This is a genomic window from Mucilaginibacter sp. P2_D11 (assembly GCF_056404435.1).
The window spans coordinates 120,812-141,331 of record NZ_JBFUEA010000011.1 but is presented as its reverse complement, the minus strand read 5'-3'; the positions used below and the strand labels follow the sequence as shown (position 1 = coordinate 141,331).

21 protein-coding genes are annotated in these 20,520 nt (G+C 47.7%); 13 read left to right on the top strand and 8 right to left on the bottom strand.

What is annotated here, in order from left to right; all coding sequences use genetic code 11:
• Nucleotides 1–112: 112 nt before the first annotated feature.
• The gene (porV, locus tag AC1DXC_RS18250; RefSeq protein ID WP_477460609.1) at nt 113–1,273 is read left to right on the top strand and encodes a type IX secretion system outer membrane channel protein PorV; all 1,161 of its coding nucleotides are present in this window, start codon (nt 113–115) and stop codon (nt 1,271–1,273) included.
• Between the two features lie 2 nt (nt 1,274–1,275).
• A complete protein-coding gene (ispF, locus tag AC1DXC_RS18245; RefSeq protein WP_477460608.1) occupies nt 1,276–1,758 on the top strand; it encodes a 2-C-methyl-D-erythritol 2,4-cyclodiphosphate synthase in 483 nt (160 codons plus the stop codon).
• A gap of 360 nt (nt 1,759–2,118) precedes the next feature.
• Here ispF and mnmL read toward each other — a convergent pair whose 3' ends face one another.
• A complete protein-coding gene (gene mnmL / locus AC1DXC_RS18240; RefSeq protein WP_477460607.1) occupies nt 2,119–3,081 on the bottom strand; it encodes a tRNA modification radical SAM protein MnmL/YtqA in 963 nt (320 codons plus the stop codon).
• Between the two features lie 129 nt (nt 3,082–3,210).
• Between mnmL and AC1DXC_RS18235 the strand changes: the two genes are divergently transcribed.
• Together AC1DXC_RS18235 and AC1DXC_RS18230 are read left to right on the top strand one after the other, a co-directional pair.
• Entirely contained in the window at nt 3,211–3,675 is a 465-nt protein-coding gene (locus AC1DXC_RS18235) for a hypothetical protein (protein ID WP_477460606.1), read from the top strand.
• 77 nt (nt 3,676–3,752) lie between these two features.
• Nucleotides 3,753–4,145: a hypothetical protein gene (locus AC1DXC_RS18230; RefSeq protein ID WP_477460605.1), complete on the top strand. Its 393-nt coding sequence runs from the start codon at nt 3,753–3,755 to the stop codon at nt 4,143–4,145.
• 147 nt (nt 4,146–4,292) lie between these two features.
• Here the strand turns inward: AC1DXC_RS18230 and AC1DXC_RS18225 are convergent, their stop codons facing one another.
• A complete protein-coding gene (locus AC1DXC_RS18225; protein ID WP_477460604.1) occupies nt 4,293–4,634 on the bottom strand; it encodes a hypothetical protein in 342 nt (113 codons plus the stop codon).
• Between the two features lie 164 nt (nt 4,635–4,798).
• Here AC1DXC_RS18225 and AC1DXC_RS18220 point away from each other — a divergent pair, with 164 nt between their 5' ends.
• Nucleotides 4,799–8,239, top strand: a complete 3,441-nt coding sequence (locus AC1DXC_RS18220; protein ID WP_477460603.1) for a methylmalonyl-CoA mutase family protein — start codon at nt 4,799–4,801, stop codon at nt 8,237–8,239.
• 95 nt (nt 8,240–8,334) lie between these two features.
• On the opposite strand, the gene AC1DXC_RS18215 is transcribed toward AC1DXC_RS18220, so the two are convergent.
• The 6 genes from AC1DXC_RS18215 to AC1DXC_RS18190 form a co-directional block, all read right to left on the bottom strand.
• The gene (locus AC1DXC_RS18215; RefSeq protein ID WP_477460602.1) at nt 8,335–8,928 is read right to left on the bottom strand and encodes a hypothetical protein; all 594 of its coding nucleotides are present in this window, start codon (nt 8,926–8,928) and stop codon (nt 8,335–8,337) included.
• Between the two features lie 10 nt (nt 8,929–8,938).
• Nucleotides 8,939–10,486, bottom strand: a complete 1,548-nt coding sequence (locus AC1DXC_RS18210; RefSeq protein WP_477460601.1) for a serine hydrolase — start codon at nt 10,484–10,486, stop codon at nt 8,939–8,941.
• Between the two features lie 62 nt (nt 10,487–10,548).
• Nucleotides 10,549–10,908 carry a DUF5615 family PIN-like protein gene (locus AC1DXC_RS18205; protein WP_477460600.1) on the bottom strand — a complete coding sequence of 120 codons (360 nt, stop codon included), beginning with the start codon at nt 10,906–10,908 and terminating at the stop codon, nt 10,549–10,551.
• A complete protein-coding gene (locus tag AC1DXC_RS18200) occupies nt 10,908–11,138 on the bottom strand; it encodes a DUF433 domain-containing protein (RefSeq protein WP_477460599.1) in 231 nt (76 codons plus the stop codon). Before AC1DXC_RS18200 ends, AC1DXC_RS18205 begins: the two co-directional genes overlap by 1 nt.
• A gap of 132 nt (nt 11,139–11,270) precedes the next feature.
• The gene (locus AC1DXC_RS18195; RefSeq protein WP_477460598.1) at nt 11,271–12,131 is read right to left on the bottom strand and encodes an ester cyclase; all 861 of its coding nucleotides are present in this window, start codon (nt 12,129–12,131) and stop codon (nt 11,271–11,273) included.
• 68 nt (nt 12,132–12,199) lie between these two features.
• Complete coding sequence (locus AC1DXC_RS18190; protein WP_477460597.1) at nt 12,200–12,973, bottom strand: helix-turn-helix domain-containing protein; 774 nt, start codon at nt 12,971–12,973, stop codon at nt 12,200–12,202.
• Nucleotides 12,974–13,132: 159 nt separating this feature from the next.
• Between AC1DXC_RS18190 and AC1DXC_RS18185 the strand changes: the two genes are divergently transcribed.
• The 8 genes from AC1DXC_RS18185 to lolB1 all read left to right on the top strand — a co-directional run bounded on the left by AC1DXC_RS18185 (nt 13,133) and on the right by lolB1 (nt 20,505).
• Entirely contained in the window at nt 13,133–13,702 is a 570-nt protein-coding gene (locus tag AC1DXC_RS18185; protein ID WP_477460596.1) for a pentapeptide repeat-containing protein, read from the top strand.
• 268 nt (nt 13,703–13,970) lie between these two features.
• Nucleotides 13,971–15,026 (top strand): type III polyketide synthase, encoded by a 1,056-nt coding sequence (locus AC1DXC_RS18180; protein ID WP_477460595.1) that lies wholly within the window; start codon nt 13,971–13,973, stop codon nt 15,024–15,026.
• A gap of 2 nt (nt 15,027–15,028) precedes the next feature.
• A complete protein-coding gene (locus AC1DXC_RS18175) occupies nt 15,029–15,529 on the top strand; it encodes an isoprenylcysteine carboxyl methyltransferase family protein (RefSeq protein WP_477460594.1) in 501 nt (166 codons plus the stop codon).
• Nucleotides 15,530–15,751: 222 nt separating this feature from the next.
• Nucleotides 15,752–16,027, top strand: coding sequence for an acylphosphatase (locus AC1DXC_RS18170; protein WP_477460593.1), 276 nt, complete (start codon nt 15,752–15,754; stop codon nt 16,025–16,027).
• A gap of 27 nt (nt 16,028–16,054) precedes the next feature.
• Nucleotides 16,055–17,557 carry a lipopolysaccharide biosynthesis protein gene (locus AC1DXC_RS18165; protein ID WP_477460592.1) on the top strand — a complete coding sequence of 501 codons (1,503 nt, stop codon included), beginning with the start codon at nt 16,055–16,057 and terminating at the stop codon, nt 17,555–17,557.
• Entirely contained in the window at nt 17,554–17,988 is a 435-nt protein-coding gene (gene dut / locus AC1DXC_RS18160) for a dUTP diphosphatase (protein WP_477460591.1), read from the top strand. The genes AC1DXC_RS18165 and dut overlap by 4 nt, the downstream gene beginning before the upstream one ends.
• Nucleotides 17,989–17,993: 5 nt before the next feature.
• Nucleotides 17,994–19,736: a tetratricopeptide repeat protein gene (locus AC1DXC_RS18155; RefSeq protein WP_477460590.1), complete on the top strand. Its 1,743-nt coding sequence runs from the start codon at nt 17,994–17,996 to the stop codon at nt 19,734–19,736.
• Entirely contained in the window at nt 19,714–20,505 is a 792-nt protein-coding gene (gene lolB1, locus AC1DXC_RS18150; RefSeq protein WP_477460589.1) for a lipoprotein insertase outer membrane protein LolB1, read from the top strand. Before AC1DXC_RS18155 ends, lolB1 begins: the two co-directional genes overlap by 23 nt.
• The last annotated feature ends 15 nt before the right edge of the window (nt 20,506–20,520 follow it).

Genomic DNA, 20,520 nt, shown 5'->3' with positions numbered 1-20,520 from the left:
AACGGATTATTTATTACATGAGTTACAATAATTTAGTACAATAGTGGTTTAAACCCAAAACTTAACGAAAGCTTAGTTTTATTATTTTAAATATAAGAACTAAATTGCACCGATGAAGTATCTGTACACTAAGAGATTTGCTATATACGTATCATTGATGCTTCCGGCGGTGGCTTCGGCACAAACAGGTACTGATGGCAGCATCAACAGGTCAACAGCCGTGCCCTTCCTTAATATTGCTCCGGATTCGCGCTCGGGGGCTATGGGCGAAGCTGGCGTGGCCCTTTCGCCCGATGTGAATGCCAATTACTGGAACCCCGCCAAGCTGGCCTTTATGGAAACCGGCAACGATATCGCCTTATCGTACAGCCCATGGCTGCGCCATTTAGTGCCCGATATCAACCTGGCTTATTTAAGCTTTGCCCACAAAATTGATGACCGCAACACCTTCGGCGCATCATTAAGGTATTTTAACCTTGGCAGTATAGAGAATATTGATAACGATCAAAATAACCTTGGTACTTATAAACCCAGTGAATTTTCCCTCGATGCATCCTTTGCGCGCAAGTTCGGCAACAATTTTTCGCTGGGCTTAACTATGCGGTACATCAATTCCAACTTTGACAATGCCGCGTTCGTATCTGGCGGCAGCTCGGTGCAAAACAAGGCGGGCAATGCCATATCTGCAGGGGTGTCCTTATACTATAAAAAAGACTATGGCGATAGCTCTACCTTCGCCTTCGGTGCAAATATATCCAACATAGGCTCAAAAATTGCTTACAGCGATGCCGGTGCCAAATACTTTCTGCCAGCCAATTTAAAACTTGGCGTTGCCAATACCTGGCGGCTGGATGGTGCGAGCACAATTACAGCCACGCTTGATTTTAATAAGCTTTTGATACCTACACCGCCTTTGCGCGATGGCGACGGCAATATCATCTCGGGTAAAAACGACGATGTTTCGGTACCTGCGGGGATATTTCAATCCTTTGGCGATGCGCCCGGCGGCTTTAGCGAAGAATTGAAAGAAATCTCCCTTTCGCCCGGGTTGGAATATTGGTATAACAACCTGATTGCTTTGCGCGCCGGCTATTTTTATGGCAATCCAGGCAAGGGCACCCAGCGCTATGCCACCTTTGGCGTAGGGCTTAAGTACCAGGTATTTACTTTCGATTTTGCTTACCTGGCAGCAAGCCAGCAAAGCAGTCCACTGGCCAATACCCTCCGTTTCACCTTATCGGCCAGCTTTGGCGGTACCGGCTCTTTTAAATAATAATGGCTAAAATAAAAGTAGGTTTTGGTTTTGATGTGCACCAACTAAAAGCACAGCACCCCTTTATTTTGGGCGGTGTAAATTTGGAGCATACCAGCGGCGCATATGGCCACTCGGATGCGGATGTACTGCTGCACGCCATTTGCGATGCCCTTTTAGGTGCCGCCAACCTGCGCGATATAGGTTTTCATTTCTCTAATAAAGACGACCGCTGGAAAGGCATCAGCAGCCTGATACTATTGCAGCACGTAGTAGCTTTATTAGCCGAAAAGAACTGGCAAATAGGCAACATAGATGCCATGGTATGCCTGGAAGCACCCAAAATAAACCCGCATATCCCCACCATGCAGGCCAATATTGCAAAAGCGGCTGGCATAGATATCGATGACATATCCATTAAAGCAACCACCAACGAAACCCTTGGCTTTATAGGCCGCGAGGAAGGGGTTGTTGCCTATGCGGTATGCCTGATAGAGCGCGTTTAGGTGTGCAGATTAGGCTGGAATTTCCTGGAAATTTATAGCTGAAACTGGTACGATTTATTGGAAAAAGCTGGATTTTTTTTTGCTGCCTGCAGCACCGTTTTTAGCTAAAAACAGCGATTCTATGCAAATTCCGCACTTTTGTATTTGCAAAAAAAAACGACAAAAAAGCGCAAAAAACACAGAAAAACACAGATTTTTAAAGGTATTCTGGCAAATTAAAGCCTGCAGCAGCGGCAATAAAACGGCAAATAAGTTCGTCCCGAACCGGCCCGATTTACGGGATTTGTACAGCAATTTCTATAAAATAAAATTGGACAAACACCACATCATCTGCACATCTGAAATTTGCATATCTGCACGTCAAATCTTGCTTCCCTGCACCACCCCGCGGCTTAGTATCTTTTGGTCGATGTAGTATTGTATCTCCGATTTTTTGAGGCCCCAGTTGGGTGCTATGAGGAGTTCTCGGTCGCTCAGGCCAAAGAGGCGCTGGATGATGATATCCGGCCGTACCAGTGGCAGAAGCTCACATAAAAATTCAGCATATTCATCCAGCCCGAAAAGCTTGAATGGCTCGCGCTTGTACTTTACGCCCATTACGCTCCCCTCCACAATATGTAGGTGATGGAACTTCACGAACTTTATTTGTGCGTGGCGGTTTATCTCGTCGGCATATTTCAGCATCATTTCCTTAGTTTCCCAGGGGAACCCGAAGATGGTATGTACGCAAACATCCAGTTTGGTATTCTCGGTAAGCTTAAGGGCCTTTAGCAATTCATCGTGGCTGCAGCCGCGATTTATCTGGTTAAGGGTTTCGTCGTAAATGCTTTCCATGCCCATTTCCAGGTCTACGTCGAAACGATCGGTGTAGCTTTCCAGTAAGGCAATCTTTTCAGCATCGATACAGTCGGGCCGGGTGCCTACACTCAGGCCTACAATGTCTTCGGTACCGTAACTCAAAGCCTCATCGTACATCATTTTAAGGTAATGCGCGGGGGCATAAGTATTTGTGTTCGGCTGGAAATAAATGATAAATTTATCGGCTTTGTTGCCATTGCGGGCCCGCTCCATACCCTGCATCACCTGCTCGCGCACGGTTGGGGCATTGCGGCTAACCGAGGGGGTAAACGAATCTACATTGCAATATGTGCAGCCGCCGTAACCTTTGCTGCCATCGCGGTTGGGGCAGGTAAAGCCGCCATCAACAATAACCTTAAATACGCGGTGCCCCTTGTACTTCTCCTTTAGCCAGGGGCCGTAGTTGTTGTAGCCCTTTTCCCAGGGAGATTCCGTTTGTGGTATTTGCTGTATTGCCGGTTGCATTGCCGCAAAGGTAACAATTTATGCCGATACGCCATTTTGCCCGCTTGCCTGCCATGCTTTTTTGCACAGATATTTGCTTGGTTTGCTTATAAATACTTATATTGTGCTTGGAAACCAACCTTATCATCCATGAAGAAAATATTACTTTTCGCCTTACTCTGCACATTTTTATCCGCTTGTAAAAAAAGCGCCGCGCCTGAGCCCGATACCGGCCCCGCATCCATCATAGGCAATTGGGTAATGATTAACCATCAGGCCAGCGTTTACGATAACTCGAATAAATTCCTCGGCCTGGAGAGCCTTTACCTGGAAAAACTAACCTTCACTGCCGATGGCAAAATGCAGGAGACTACCATAACGGGCAGCACATATACATCTACCTATGTCACCAAGGCTGTGGGAGGCAAAAACTACCTGGTGCTCACCTCTAAGGACCCTGATACGGGCTACACTTATACCGACCAATACGAGATAACCGAACTTAGCGCTAACCGGCTGGACTTTACCACCGGCGAATTGTACAGCAGCGAGCCCTTCCCCTACAGGGATGGCATACTGGCCAAAGTAAAAATACGCATCGTAGCTACCCGGTAAAACTACCTCCAAAATACGCGGGCTGGTGTGCGTATCGAAACAACAACTGTCCGATTAAATTGGCTATTTTTACCATCATGAAAATTACCGTATTGATCTCTCGCCTGTTGCTGGGCGCTTTATACCTTATATTCGGCCTTGATTATTTCCTGCATTTTATACCCTACCAGCCGCCATTGCATCCGGGTGCTGCGGGCGTTTTTAAAGCCGGCCTGGTGGCTGCAGGTTACTTTTATCCTATGCAAAAAACCATACAGGTATTGGGCGGACTTTCGCTTTTGATTAATCGCTACGCGCCGCTTTCGGCGGTGGTGCTGTTCCCCATCAGTTTGAATGTATTATTGTTCCATACACTGTTAGCTCCCGAGGGCTGGCTGATGGGCGTTTTTTTGATAGCACCGAACCTGCTTTTGGGCTGGGGGTATTGGAAATATTATAAAAGCATGTTCATACAAAGGGCAGCAGCCTAGTGGCCACTGCCTTTTTGCGTTTTGTTGCTTTTGCACCTGCTATTCTTTGTCGGTCAAAGTAATCGAATCATCTTCACTGGAAAAGCTTTTGCAATAGTAACGGGGCATTCATGTTGTGATATAGGTATTTAGGATGTAGAGTTGAATTTATCGGGCTGCGCTGCGGCGTAACAGGTAATGCTGACCGTGTCCGTCGGTATAAACATTCACGAAAAGCCAACCTTGTGCGGCCATGTAATTAAGCGCCTCTACCATTGAGCCAAAGGTTAAGGGCCGGCCGCGCTCGTCAGCAATTTTATTATCTATACTAACGCCGGGCTTGCCGTAGTCGGCCTCCAGTTCGATGCGGCTGCTGAACACCTTGCCAACAGGTATTACGGCGCAATATGTTTCAACGTTTTTAACGGTATCGGTGCGTACGGTATCGGTTTGTGCAATGGCAAAGAAAGGCAGCAAGGCCATTGCCGGTAAAAGTAACAGGTTTTTCATAGGCGCAACAGTAGTTGTTTTGTTGTTAGAGGGATTGCTATGGTCGAGGTTTAACGACTACCGAAAATAAATTGGGCTTGCAATACCATGCTTTTTATTATGCAAGCATAGTTTTTTCATCTGCGAAATTTGGCTAATTTTACCTTCGAACCAATTTGCCCTGCATGGAAAGCATCGCGCCATATAAGTCTCAGCATAAGATCCGTTTTGTAACCGCCGCCTCGCTTTTTGATGGGCACGATGCTACCATCAATATTATGCGCCGAATTTTGCAAAGCACTGGTGCCGAGGTGATACACCTGGGCCATAACCGCAGCGTGGATGAAGTGGTAAACTGCGCCATACAGGAAGATGTGCAGGGCATTGCCTTAACCAGCTACCAGGGCGGCCACGTAGAGTACTTTAAATACATGCGCGATTTGTTGAACGAGCGCGGTGCAAAGCATATCAAAATATTCGGTGGTGGTGGCGGCGTGTTTTTGCCACACGAGATTGCCGAGTTGCACGCCTATGGCATCAGCCGCATTTACTCGCCCGATGATGGCCGAACCATGGGCCTGCAGGGCATGATAAACGATATAATGCAGGCTTGTGATTTTGCCAGCCCCACCCAAACCCTCCCCGGGAGGGAGGGCTTAAAAGATGTTATGGCTATAGCCAGGCATATAACAGCCGCAGAGAATGGCCAACAACAATCTTTGTCAGTGCAAAAAGTCTCCCCTTCCGGGGGAGATTTAGAGGGGGCTAAAACCCCCGTCCTCGGCATCACGGGTACCGGCGGTTCGGGTAAATCATCATTAGTGGATGAATTTGTGCGCCGTTTTTTAAGGGAGACGGATAAGAAGCTGGCGATTATCTCGGTAGATCCTTCTAAACGTAAAACGGGCGGTGCTTTGCTTGGCGACAGGATAAGGATGAACGCCATCAACAGCCCGCGTATTTATATGCGTTCGCTGGCCACGCGGCAGGCCAACCTTGCCTTAAGCAAGCACGTACAGGAGGCGATAGACATTTGTAAGGCGGCAGGGTATGATATGGTTATCGTGGAGACCAGCGGCATTGGCCAGTCGGATACCATGATTACCGATTACTGCGACCTCTCTCTTTACGTAATGACCCCCGAATTCGGCGCGGCAACCCAACTGGAAAAGATAGACATGCTGGATTTTGCCGACCTGGTAGCCCTAAACAAGTTCGATAAACGAGGCGCGCTAGATGCTATACGCGACGTGCGCAAGCAATACAAACGAAACCATATGTTGTTTAATGCCAAGGACGAAGACCTGCCCGTGTACGGCACCATGGCATCGCAGTTTAATGATCCCGGGATGAACACGCTGTTTGCCGCCATTATGAAAACGGTAAAAGATAAAACAAGTGTTGATTTGCTGGACGGAAAGGCCTTAAAGGTAAAAGGCGACGAATCGGAGAAGATCTACATCATCCCACCCGACAGAATACGCTATCTCGCTGAAATAGCCGAAAGCAGTGCAGCTTACACCGAATGGGTGAATGAGCAATGCAAGATAGCGCAGCAGATCTTTCAAGTTAAGGGAACTATCGATTTGTTGAAGGAACACGCCCCTAATCCAACTGTAGAGACACAATATTTTGTGTCTCCCGCCAAGCAAAGCAACGATGATAAAGAGACGCAAAATATTGCGTCTCTACGGGACATTTACGCCCACCTCGAAAGCCACCTGCACCCTGATTGCAAACGCCATTTAAAGGAATGGCCCGAAACCCTTGCCAAATACAAGGCCGAAAACTTTATTTATAAAGTACGCGATAAGGAGATAAAACAGCCTTTATATTATACCTCACTTTCGCAATTAAGCATTCCCAAGATATCCCTGCCCAAATACGAGGCATGGGGCGATATTTTGCGTTGGCTGCTTACCGAGAATGTTCCCGGCGAGTTCCCCTACGCTGCAGGCGTGTTCCCCTTGAAGCGCGAGGGCGAAGATCCTACCCGCATGTTCGCCGGTGAGGGCGGCCCCGAGCGGACCAATAAACGTTTCCATTACGTATCGCTTGGGCAACCGGCGCACCGGCTTTCTACTGCGTTCGATTCGGTTACGCTGTATGGTGAGGACCCGCACACGCGACCCGATATCTACGGAAAAATAGGCAACTCCGGTGTAAGCATCGCCACGTTGGATGATGCCAAAAAACTTTACTCGGGTTTTGACCTGTGCCACGCCAGCACATCGGTAAGCATGACCATCAACGGCCCCGCACCTATGCTGCTTGGCTTTTTTATGAATGCTGCCATCGACCAGCAATGCGAGAAGTACATCACCGAAAACAAGCTGGAGCATTTAGTTGAGGCTAAGTATAAGGAATTGTATGATGATAAGGACGTAGTGAGGCCGCAGTACCAGGGTGGCGATTTGCCAGCGGGAAATAGCGGATTGGGTTTAATGTTATTAGGCCTTACCGGCGATCAAATCCTCCCCGCCGATGTTTACCAGAAGATACGCGCCTATGCCATTGCAACCGTGCGTGGTACCGTACAGGCGGATATTTTAAAGGAAGACCAGGCGCAGAATACCTGCATCTTCTCTACTGAGTTTGCCTTGCGGATGATGGGCGATATCCAGCAGTATTTTATTAAGGAAAAGGTTCGGAATTTTTATTCGGTATCAATCTCCGGCTATCACATTGCCGAGGCTGGGGCAAATCCCATAACACAGCTTGCCTTTACCTTGAGCAATGGCTTTACTTATGTGGAGTATTACCTTAGTCGCGGAATGCATATAGATGATTTCGCGCCCAACCTGTCGTTTTTCTTCAGCAACGGTATCGATCCGGAATATTCGGTTATAGGTCGGGTGGCGAGGCGCATCTGGGCAAAGGCGATCAAAAACAAATACAAGGGGAACGACAGGTCGCAGAAGCTGAAGTACCATATCCAAACCAGTGGGCGTTCGCTGCATGCGCAGGAGATAGATTTTAACGATATCCGTACCACGTTGCAGGCCTTGTATGCTATTTATGATAACTGCAATTCCCTGCATACCAATGCCTATGATGAGGCCATCACCACGCCAACGGAAGAATCTGTCCGTCGGGCAATGGCCATCCAACTTATCATCAACCGCGAACTGGGCCTCGCCAAAAACGAGAATCCGATACAGGGTGCCTTCATCATCGAAGAACTAACCGACCTGGTAGAGCAAGCCGTACTCACCGAGTTTAAAGCCATTAACGACCGTGGTGGCGTGCTCGGTGCCATGGAAACCATGTACCAGCGCAGCAAGATACAGGAAGAATCGCTTTATTACGAAACCCTGAAGCATACCGGCGAATACCCCATCATCGGCGTAAACACCTTCCTTAATAGAAAAGGCTCGCCGACGCTGATCCCATCCGAAGTGATCCGCGCTACCGAAGAAGAAAAACAATACCAGATAGAAGCCATGCACCTCTTCCAAAAACGGAACGAGGACAAAGCCCCAACATTATTAAAAGAATTACAGCAGCGCGCCATAGCCGGCGATAACATCTTCGAAAGCCTGATGGAAGCCTGTAAGTATTGCAGCCTTGGGCAAATAAGCCATGCGCTTTACGAGGTTGGCGGGCAGTATAGGAGGAATATGTAATTCAGTTGGCAGTTGCCAGTGAGCAGTAGAAAACGTGCAGGTTACAGTAGGCTGTTTGCATGGAAAAAACTGCCAACTGAAAACCGCCAACCGATTTACGGTTGCTGTTCCTCGGCGGTACCTTCGTCTATCAATAATTTGAACCGCTTAAACATATTTCCTTCTACGCTGATGGATTTGAGGGTGCCACCGAGCCGCCATATTTTACCGGCATTGGTGTTTAAATCGGCTTCCGTCCATTTGTTTTTTAATACAATATATTCAAAAGCAAATATGGATGTTGCCTTCCTGTTGGTGGCGGTAACAAACAAGGTATCAGCACCACCAGATGCACGGGTAATGCTATTAAAAGCCCGCTTTACAGATACAGGGTGGCCGGGAAGGAGGATTGGTTTGCCCACAAATCCAATTACCTGTTTCAGTGCTTCCTCCTTAGTGACCTTGCCCAGGTCCATTAATCCAGATTCTGAAAGGATGTACATGTACCGAAGCACAGCCGCCTGATTGCCATTTGCTTCTGTTGCCGGAATACTGTTTAAAAGGGATAATGACAATTGATTTGCCGGTACCCAGTCTTCCGTCTCGAGGCTGCTAATCAGGTTGCTCCATTTTTGGTCATCGTTGGCAGATTGCGCCCGGGCCACAGAAAATGAAAGGAAAAGTAAGGTCGTAAAAAGAAGTCTTTTCATTATTTAAGTATTATTTGGTTTTCGCAAAATCCAAATCCTGAAAATCGTAACTGAAATCCGTTGCCGGGCTTATCGGCTTCATTTTCAGGCCGGTGGGCTTGCCGTTTTCATCGGTGGTAAACATAGCAAAGGCATCGGCATCCATGCTGCGCTTGTTCCATTTAATAACGAAGGTGCTGCCCTTATAAAAGAACATCTGCCCTATTAACCGCGGCGAGCGTTTTGCTGCGAACCATAACTGCCCGTCTTTTTGGGTGATGGTAACGTCGCCCAACCAATTGTCGTGATAGGTGCCTGCGTAAACGCCGGCATCTATGGGTGTTTTCTTTTGTTCTTCTATCTGCTTCCAAACACCGGCTACCACATTACTTGCACCTTGCTGCCCGGCTTTTTCTGCATCGTCGTATAGTTTCACCCAGTCCTTGCCGGTGTCGCCAATATAGCTGTCGATAATCTCGTTGGTAACGGAACTGAATGCCCCGCCCGATTGCTGGTTGGTGAGCACGATAATACCCAGCTTCAACTCGGGGAACAAGGTTACATGCGTAACCATGCCATCCAAACCGCCGGTATGGCTGGCTTTTAAATAGCCCTTGGCATCATTCAGGAACCAGCCAAGGCCGTACCCGCCAAAATGCGTGTTATAGGCGCCGGGGCCGGTTGGTAGCGGTGTTTGTATCGTCCACATCTGGCGGTGTACCGCGCTGCTGAACAGGCGTTTGCTCAGGTCATCGCCGTATTTGCCGTCGTTCATTTGCATAATGGCCCATTTGGCCAGGTCGTTTACACTGCTGTAAATACCGCCCGCAGCGTCTGTTGCCTCAAAAATATAGCGCGGGATAACCACCACTTTGCCGTCTACCGCGGCATGGGCATCAATGTAGTTCTTCGTATTTTTTATGTGGCTAAAGGTTGCGAAACTGCCAGTCATCTGCAGAGGTTTCATGATGCGGGTTTCGATAAAATCTTCCCAGCTCATGCCGCTTACGCGGGCAATCACCTCGCCGGCAACAATGTATAATTGGTTATCATAATCGAACTTGCTGCGGAAACTGCTCACCGGTTTCAGGTAACGTAGGTTATGGATGATGTCTTTCACCGTAAAATCCGTGGAATCGGGGAATATCATCAAGTCGCCCGCGCCAAGCCCTAAGCCGCTGCGGTGGGTAAGCAAGTCGCGGATGGTGAACTCGGCCGTAACGTATGGGTCGAACATCTTGAATTCGGGGATGTAATCGGTTACCTTATCGTCCAGTTTCAGTTTGCCTTCATCTACCAGCATACCAGTGGCGGCTGTAGTAAAAGCCTTGCTGTTTGATGCAATGCCGAACAGCGTATTGGCATCTACCTTTTTCTGGGTACGCAGCGAAGTCACCCCATAACCATTGGAATAAATAAGTTTTCCATCCTTCACCACGGCCACGGCAATACCCGGCACGTCGAAAGTTTTTAGGGCGAGGTTTGCCAAGCTGTCTATTTTTGCCGGGGTCATCTGGGCATTTGCAGTGCCGAAGATTAATGCGCAAACAGCGAGCGTAAGTATAGGGCGAAGGTTCATGGTAATGTTTGTGTTGAATAGCTAAATATAGGGAAAAGAGTGGAACGAAATGCCGTTCGTTTTTATTCTATAACAATTACTTGCTCCCTACTCAATTCTATATAGAATTCAAATTTATCAGACAGGGTCGCTATAGATGGAAAATGCTTTTCAAATAACAGGATCAAATCATTGTTCGAAATATTCCCCAAGACAATTCTAATGAGTTTTTTTGGAGTTTTATTGACGAGGTGGGAACTCATAAAATCGCTATCCTTAGTTACTACAACTAAATTGTTATCATCTGCATAACGGCTAATGGCGGCATCAGGCGTGTGCCACTTTTGTAGTATTTGATTTACGTGGATGGATTTGCAATCCGGTTGTTTATCCAGAAATTTAGACAAACTAATAGGTAAGTGAACGTCGACCAGGAAATTCATTAATTCATTTCTGCCAACGATTTGCCTGATAGGGTAATTTTTGCATAGGCTAAGGCAGCAAGGATATCTTCGCGCTCTAACTCCTCGTGGTCGCTTAATATTTCATCAAACGACATGCCCGAAGCAATCATATCAATAATAACTTCTACCGGCCAACGCATGTGGCGGATACATGCTTTACCGTGGCATATGTCGGCATCAATTGTAATTCTCTCCAGGTTATTATGCATAAAGTAAATTTACAAATAAATAATCTGCAAATAAAACGTGGTGCGAACTAAAAAACACTACACAAGATTAACGAGGTACACATCCTTCTAAACAGCAAAGCCGATGCCCCTAAGCACCGGGTTTGCTATAATTTACTCCATTATCATTGCTGCTTTATAAACGCCCCTATCCAGTGTTATACCCATTTGTTTGGTAAACTCGGCCGTGTTAAAGCCAATGCGCTTGTATTCGGCTTGTACGGCTTCTTTGGCACGGGCAAGGGCTTCCTGGCTTTCCCAAACGGCAATGGTGGTTAAGAGGGTATTCCCGGCCATATCGGCGCCTTCATAAACCTCATCGCGCACAAAGCCCGGCAAATTGCGGATAAACTTCCGGTTGTAATCCGTGCGTTTCATAAATTCCTCTTTTGCTGCCGCGGGGATAACAAATTTATCAATAAACACTACCTGGGCATTGTTGGCGGCCATGCGGTTCACATCTGCCGGCAGCACCTGTATGCCCTGCAAAAAGCCAAGCCTGTCGGTTTGTAAGTGGGCGGCAATCACTTTCCCGTCTTTTAACTGGTAAATAGCCAGTCCGTCGTTATGGGTAACCTGGTTGGTAGGCATAAACTTTTGGTACTGGTTTTTAAAGGTACCCGTCCACCGCCAGCGTATGCTCACTTTATCGCCTTCGGCAATAAGGTCTTCGATGTGCCAGTTGATATCGGGGAATGATTTGATGAGCGGGGCCACAAAGCCCTCAAAGGCATGCGGCCCTTTTTCTTCCTTAAAGCCTACATATTCCGGCGCAATTAAATCGGGTAGCAGCGCCATGCTGCGTTTATTCAGCGCCTGTTCGTACAGGCTGCGTATAACCTGTTTGTTTTGGGTAGTTACCATGATAGTTGTTTTGGTGGGTAGATGATTTGATTTTTTAGGTTGTGCGTTTGATGCTCCGGTGGCAAGTAGGGCCAGGGGTAACAGCATTAGCTTAATTGTTTTTGCGTTCATGTTGCAGATAATTTGTTAGCACAAAAATCCCAACAAGCGCAGTTCAATCCTTGTAAAAAATCATTGATTTACCAAAACAGCGGGTTGCGGAAGAAATCGGTAGGGGTTTGGCCGGTAAACAGCTTAAAATCTTTGTTAAAATGTGGCTGGTCGAAATACCCGGCGTTAAAGGCCAGTTCGTTCAGGTCGGTGCAATGTTTGCCCATGGCCAACAATTGCCTCATGCGTATAATTGCCGAAAATTGTTTGGGCGATGCGCCCGTTGCCCTGCGGAAGCGTTTTTCAAGTGCATCCTGGCTGATGCAAAGTGTGTCGGCGAGTTCTTTAATACGGATGTACCCTTTAGTTGCCCGTATTTTTTGCAAGGCAGTGGCCACTAGTTTATCGGCGGTGTAGTTTATGGGTCGCGCTAACAGAAAAGATTCGATGACGGCGATGCGTTGGATGTTGTTATTTGCTTCGGCAAGCTGCTCCTCTACCAGAACACTCTTTTGCCGGCCAATAATATCCTCCATCGGCACGCTGTTATTAAACAGTTCGTGTACCGGTGGCTTACAAAAAGCCGCCGCGCCTGCCTCTTTAAATATCACCAGTAAATTGCCCGATTGTGGCCCATATTGCATTACCCGGGCAGAGCGGCGCAGCCCCGATATCACCGAAAGCGGCAGCTCTGTTTCCATGCCTTCGGCGGTATAATTTACCTTGCCGCAAAACCTGAAGGCCATCACAAGCGCGGTATCGGGCAATACGCGGTTAATGTCGCCCTCATCGCTTTGGATAACCGCGTACTGTTGCACAAAGGGCGCTAAGGCGGCAGATGGCGGGTAAAACTCGGCTTTCATTTAATTAGTTGACAGGCAATAATTAAAGTTAGCAAAACGGCCGCAGCCTGCTAAACAGCGTTGCATTTATTACATTCCTGTGTAAAACGGGCAGAGATACTACGCCCAATCGTTTTCCACATCCACCCAAAAATTGCCGATAAGCTTATCTTTGCTGCTATGCAATCCCTCCTAGAAGACCAAACATTCACCAAACTACCCGCCGCCCAGCTAAAATCCGCTCAAGTTTATGAGCATTGCAAATTCATCAGTTGCGATTTTAGCAATGCATACCTGGATGGGCTTGTTTTTATGGATTGCAGCTTCGAAGATTGCAACCTGCTACTGGCGAGCGTGGGCAACACCGGTTTTCAAAACGTGCTGTTTAAACGCTGCAAGCTAAGCGGCGTAAACTTTGGTAAGGCACGCGATTTTTTGTTCGAGGCGAATTTTGAGGGCAGCATTTTGGATAACGCCATCTTTTACCAAAAGAAAAATAAAAAGTCAAAGTTTACCGATTGCTCCATGATAGAAACAGACCTCACCGAGGCGGACTTTGCGGAAGCAAAATTCATCAATTGCAACCTGCACCGCGCTTTCTTCAGCCGCACCATATTAAAAGGGGCCGACTTCCGTTCTTCCTACAACTTCAACATCGACCCGGATGATAACGTGGTAAAAAAAGCACATTTCTCGCTCAACGGATTGCCGGGATTGTTGGGGAAATATGATATTAAGATAGAGGGGTAACGGTTACCAAAATTTCGCCAACGTCATTATAAGCGAAGCGCGGCAACCATCGGCAAGCATAGTCGCTCTGCATATCCGACCTGCATACCGAGGTTTGCTTCGTGCAAGGACGCGGTGGAGAAAGCAACCCTTCGCCACAAATCCCCGTACTCCTTAAACTCACCCCATCCGCATTTGCGTAAGTAATCGCCGGGAAGGGATTGAGTTCCACCGAAACAATTTAAGCTTTTACGCTATTAGTACATCAATATAACATGCCCTCAATTATATGCCATCTATCGCTTCAGTATCAGGCGTAAGCCTTCCCTATAAAGTAAAGCAGCAGGATGTAAAGGCCCAGGCCCGCGCCCTGTTTGTGGAGCACTTCCCGCAGGTAGACCGGCTGATGCCCGCGTTTGATAATACCGAGATCGTCACCCGCAACTTCTGCAAGCCCATTACCTACTACGCCGAACCGAACACTTTCGAGCAGCGTAACGATGATTATATAGCAAATGCCCTGCAATACTCCATAGAAGCAATTGAGGCGGCGGTTGAAAAGGCTGGCATCAGGAAAGATGACATTACCGACCTCATCTTCGTATCCACCACAGGCCTCGCTACGCCCAGCATCGATGCGCTTATCATCAACAAAATGCGCCTCAATCCGCATATCAATCGAATTCCCGTTTGGGGCCTGGGTTGTGGGGGAGGCGTATCGGGCATGGCGAAGGCTAATACTTTGGCCAAAGCCAACCCCGATGCCATCGTGCTGCTGGTAGCCGTGGAGCTTTGCTCGCTTACCCTCATCAAAAATGATTACAGCAAAAGCAATTTCATCGGCAGCAGTTTGTTTAGCGATGGCATAGCTACAGTAATTGTAAAAGGCGATAACCATAATGCCGAAAAGAAGATCAACATAACGGCAAGCAGCAGCAAGCTCTATTACGACTCATTGGAAGTGATGGGCTGGGATTTTAAAGACACCGGTTTTAAGGTGCTCTTCTCCAAAGATATCCCTACCTTCATCCACGAAAATATCCGCGGCGATATCGATGCCTTTTTGGCCAAGCAAAACCTGGAACTGAAGGATATCAAAAACTTTGTGTTCCACCCCGGCGGTAAAAAGGTGCTGAATGCATACGCGGATGCTTTGGCCGTAGAAGGCGACTTTCTGCGCAACACCCGCCAGGTAATGAACGAAAACGGCAACATGAGCAGCGTAACCGTGCTATACGTGCTGGAGAAGTTCTTATCAGAGGGTTACGAAGATGGCTACGGCCTGATGCTGGCCATGGGCCCGGGTTTCAGCAGTGAGATGGTTTTATTAGATATGAAAAACTAAATATGTTTATCCTCTTTATCTGTTTCGTGATTTTCCAGCGCCTTTTAGAATTAGTAGTAGCCAAACGCAACGAGGCCTGGGCGCGCAGCCAGGGTGCAGAAGAGTTTGGTAAGGCGCATTACCCCTTCATCGTGGCCTTACACACGCTGTTCATCATCAGCATGATAGTGGAGTATTACTGCCTTCGTAACGGCGAATTTAACATGATTATGCTCGTGGTGTTCCTTATCCTCATCTCGCTAAAAATATGGACCATCGGCTCGCTGGGCAAATATTGGAACACCAAGATACTGCGTATCCCCAATTCCATCTTCATTAAGAAAGGGCCCTACAAACTGTTTAAGCATCCCAATTACTTTATTGTTATTTGCGAGATAGTAGTAATACCACTCGTATTCAATCTCTACGCTACGGCCATTGTGTTCACGCTTTTGAATGCCGTAATGCTAACCGTAAGGATACGCGAGGAAGAGCGGGTATGGGGTACAAGAATCGGGATTTAGTTGATTAATGCGATTTCCTGAATTGTCTTTTTCAGGGCGGGATATTTCTTTTAGAACAGGAGGCACCGGGGCCCGCTGCTTTTTCTACAATTTGTTTAAAAGCGAATTCGAAGATTTTGCAGGGCACTCGTTTTTTATTCCCGCCTATATTAAGTTATTTTGCATGGCTGGTTAGGCCGGTTATTTGCGCCCTGGCTGAATCGATATCGCAAACAATTATAAATGAAAAAACATCTCGACATAACAATAAAAGGCAAAGTGCAGGGCGTATCCTTTAGAGCGGGTGCCAAGGCAGTTGCCGACCAGCTTGGCGTAAAGGGAATTGTGCGCAATATGCCAAACGGCGATGTGTTTATAGAGGCCGAAGCCGATGATATGTTGATGGAAATGTTTTTGGAGTGGTGCCACGAGGGTGCGGAGCATGCCGTGGTTGCCAGCGTTGAAACCCATGATGGCGAATTAAAAAACTATCGTAATTTTGAGGTAGTAAAAAGATAGTTACGTAACTAGTAAGCAAGCACCCTATTGTCAACCGCAAAAAAATTCGCCGGGCAAACCTTCGTTTATGGTTTAAGCACCATTGCTGGCCGGGTACTCAGTTTTTTCCTCACCCCAATATATATCCGCACTTACCCTACAAGGGTTTACGGTATATTCGGTAACCTGTACAGCTACGCATCCATGCTAAACGCCCTGCTGGCTTTCGGTATGGAAACTACCTTCATGAGGTACGTAAACAAGCGGCCCGAGGATAAACAGGTTGTTTACAACAACGCGTTCGGCGCCATATTGATGGTATCGCTCACGTTTTTGGCGCTTACCTTCCCACTGGCCAGCCTTATTGCCGGCTGGATACGTATAGATGCCACAACGCCGCTGCCCGAGTACGTATTATTTATTAAGTTTTTCATCGGTACGCTGGTGGTTGATGCCCTCAGCGTTATACCCTTCGCCAAAATACGCGCCGATGGCCGCCCTGGCCGCTATGGCATGCTTAAACTTGTCAACGTGCTGATGTTTGTGGGGCTTAACCTCACCTTTATATACGTGCTGCCTGCCATTGTTAAGCATAACTGGCTGGGGGCGGGCATAATTGCACCCTGGTTTAAGCCCGGCTGGATAGGGTACGTTTTCCTGTCGAACTTCATCGCCAACTCCATCACCGCCCTTATGCTTTTGCCTGAGTTTGCCAAATTGCGGCCGAAGTTCAGCAAGTCGCTTTTTGGCGAGATGATGCTCTATAGCTGGCCCATACTCATCGCCAACTTCTCGTACCTGGTAAACGAAAACCTGGATAAGATACTGCTGGGCAAACTATTGCCTATAAAACAGAGCGCCACGCAGGTGGGCATTTATACGGCCTGCTCCAAAATATCTATCTTCTTAAGCATTTTTGTAAACGCCTTCAGGCTGGGGGCCGAGCCCTTCTTCTTCAGCCATGCTAAAAACAAAAACGCTACGCAAACTTACGCCCGCATCATGCATTATTTCGTAATTGCGGTGTGCATGATTTTCGTGGCACTGGTAGCGAATATCGAATTGCTGAAATACTTCATCAAAGGTAAGGATGCCACGCAAATGGCCCTATATTGGTCGGGCATTAAGGTAATACCCGTGCTGCTATTCGGGTATGTAAGCCTGGGCATCTACATGAATTTGTCGGTTTGGTATAAACTTACCGATCAAACCAAATACGGCCTGTACATCTCGGGCATTGGCGCGTTGGTAACCATCGTTCTCAACGTCATATTCATCCCGTCGTACGGCTACATCGCATCGGCCTGGATATCGCTGGCAGCATATACTACTATGATGGTGTTATCCTACGTATGGGGGCAAATACATTATCCCATCCCATACGTGCTAAAAAAGAACCTGGCGTATATCATCGTGTCGGTTGTGGTCGTTTACATATCGTTCAGCCTGTTCAAGCGCAACCTGTTTATCGGTAATGGGCTGCTTATATTATTCGGGTTGGGTACTTTATACATCGAACGGAAAGAACTAAAAGCTATATTTAGCAAATGAACATCAAAGTAATCAACAAATCGGCCAATGTGCTGCCCGCCTACGAAACCCTGCATGCGGCAGGCATGGATCTGCGCGCCGATCTGGAGGAGAGCATCACCCTGAAACCGCTGGAACGCCGCCTGATACCCACCGGGCTTTATATTGAACTGCCCGTAGGCTACGAGGCCCAGATACGCCCGCGCAGCGGCCTGGCTTATAAGCATGGCATAGGCATCGTAAATTCGCCGGGTACTATAGATGCCGATTACCGCGGCGAGATAAAAGTATTGCTGGTAAACCTCTCCGATACCGCCTTTGAAATAAACACCGGCGACCGTATTGCCCAGATGGTGGTTGCCAGGCACGAGCGTGTGGAATGGCAAGAGGCAGATGAGTTGAACGAAACAAGCCGTGGCGCCGGCGGCTATGGCCATACCGGTAAAAGCTAAACCAAATGAAAAAGGCAGCCCTATCCATATTATTGCTGGTTGGCATAATACCCGCACTGTATGCTCAAAAAGATAGCAACAGCAACAGTGTGCCCGGCAAACGCCTCAGCGCTATGGACAGCCTCAGGGTGAAGGACCTCTTCTTCTCAGCCATCCGCCAAAAAACGATTGATAATACAAGGCTCGCGTCAGAGTTGTTTAGCCAGGTGCTGGCCATAGATCCCAACAACGATGCATCGTTGTATGAATTGGCCAACCTGCAAAAAGGCCAGAATAACTACCAGGCCGCCGAGCCTTTGCTTGTGCAGGCAACCAGCCTAAGCCCCGATAACGAATGGTACTGGCTGGCTCTGGCCGATAGTTACGAAAAGACAAACAACATCCCCAAGCTGCAAGCTACCATGGATCAGCTGATACGCCTCAGCCCCGATAAGCCGGCCTATTACCTGGAAAAAGCCAATGCCTATTTCCTGCAAAAAGATTATCCCGAAGCACTGCAGCAGTTAGCAAAGGTGGAGGCGATAACAGGCCTTACCGATGAGCTGCAAATGACCAGGCAGCGTGTTTACCTTGCCCAGGGCAAAATTGATAGAGCTGCCGACGAACTGCTTAAATTGATTGCCGCAGACCCTAACCAGCTACGGTATTATCTGCTGCTGGCCGAACTGTATAACTCGAACGGCTTAAACGACAAGGCCATAGCTATATTGAACAAAGCAGCAGCCCTGCCCCAAACCACCACCGGGGCAACAGGCGGCATGCTGCATATGGCCCTGGCCGATGTTTACCGCGATAACAAAAACCAGGAGCAGAGCTTTGCCGAGCGCCGCATTGCCTTTGCCAACCCTGATGTGGATATTGAGCAAAAGATACGCGTGGTGCAATATTACGTTCCTCGTTTAACCGACCCAAAGATAAAGCAAGCCGTTTTAGAGCTTGCGCGCTTGCTTACCGTGGCGCACCCCGATAACGATAAGGCCTACGCCATATATGGCGATATGCTGGTGCAGGATGCGCAGTACCGCGAAGCTAAGCCTGTTTATAAAAAATCGGTGGCTATAAATGCGCAATCGTACCAGGTGCACGAGCAATTGGTGCGCATAGAGATGGCCGAGAGCGATTTTGAAGGGGCCATAAAAGACGGCGAATATGCCCTTAGCTACTTCCCCAACCAGGCCTGGATGAATTACCTGGTAGGCGTGGCATGGCAACAAAACAAAAATTACAACAAGGCGCTGGGCTATTTAAAAAACGCGGCGAGCCTGGAATCCAGCGATAGGGATATGCTTTCGCAATGCTATTCGGTAATAGGCGATTGCTATCATTCTATAAGCAACAACAAGCTTTCCGACGATGCGTACGAAAAAGCATTGAGCTATAACCCAGATAATGCTTTTACGCTGAACAATTATGCGTACTATTTGTCGTTAAGGAACGAGGCTTTAGATAAAGCCGAAGCAATGTCTGCCCGCAGCAACACCCTGCAGCCCAATACGGCTTCGTTCGAAGATACCTACGCCTGGATATTGTTCAGGCAAAAAAAATACAGCGATGCCAAAACATGGATAGAGAAATCGCTGAAGCACGATAAGGACGACAGCGCGGTGAAAACTGAGCATTACGGCGACATTTTATATTTCACCGGCGATGAGGCTGGTGCGCTGCAAAACTGGCAAAAAGCCAAAACGCAGGGAGGGGCCTCGCCGGCATTAGATAAAAAGATAAATGACAAAAAATACACTGAGTAAGATAGCCTTGTTGCTTTTGTTGGTTGTAGCCGCAAGCTGTAAATCGAAAAAGCTGGTAGTGGTAAGCCGCCCCACAAAAGATACCGCAACGGTAGTACCCAACGGCAAAGCCGAAAAACTGGCTGATATACGATCCAGGCAATCTACCTTCAATACTTTTAGCGGCAAGGCCAAAACCAAGCTGGATATCAACGGCAACGATAACGATTGTACCCTCAACATCCGCGTAAGCCGCGACCAAAAGATATGGGTTTCCATCACCGCTATTGCAGGGCTGGAAGTTGCCCGTGCATTGATAACGCCCGATAGCATACAGGTGGTAAACCGTTTCCAGAGCATTTACCTCAGCAAACCTTTCAGCTACATATACAGGTTTGCCGGCAAGCAGATAAGTTTTAAAGCACTGCAAGCCTTATTGGTAGGCAACGCGATAGACGGGTTGCTTAACCAGGATGCCCTGCTTACACCCGATGGCAATAATACCATTATTACCGGCAATCTGCAGGGCATGGTATATAAACTGCTGTTGGGGCCAGATCTTAAGGCCACTCAAACCAACCTGGTCAACCCGGCCGCCGCGCAAACTTTGGAGGTGACCAACAGGGTATTCATACAGGCAGATAACCGCATAGTACCATCGCAAATAGATATTACATCCGCTGCGCCGGGTAATAAAGTATTGGTAAATTTACGTTATACGCAGGTTGAGTTCGATCGCGTTTTAGAGTATCCGTTCAGTATTCCAAAAAGTTACGAACCAGCTAATTAAAAATCATATTTTTGG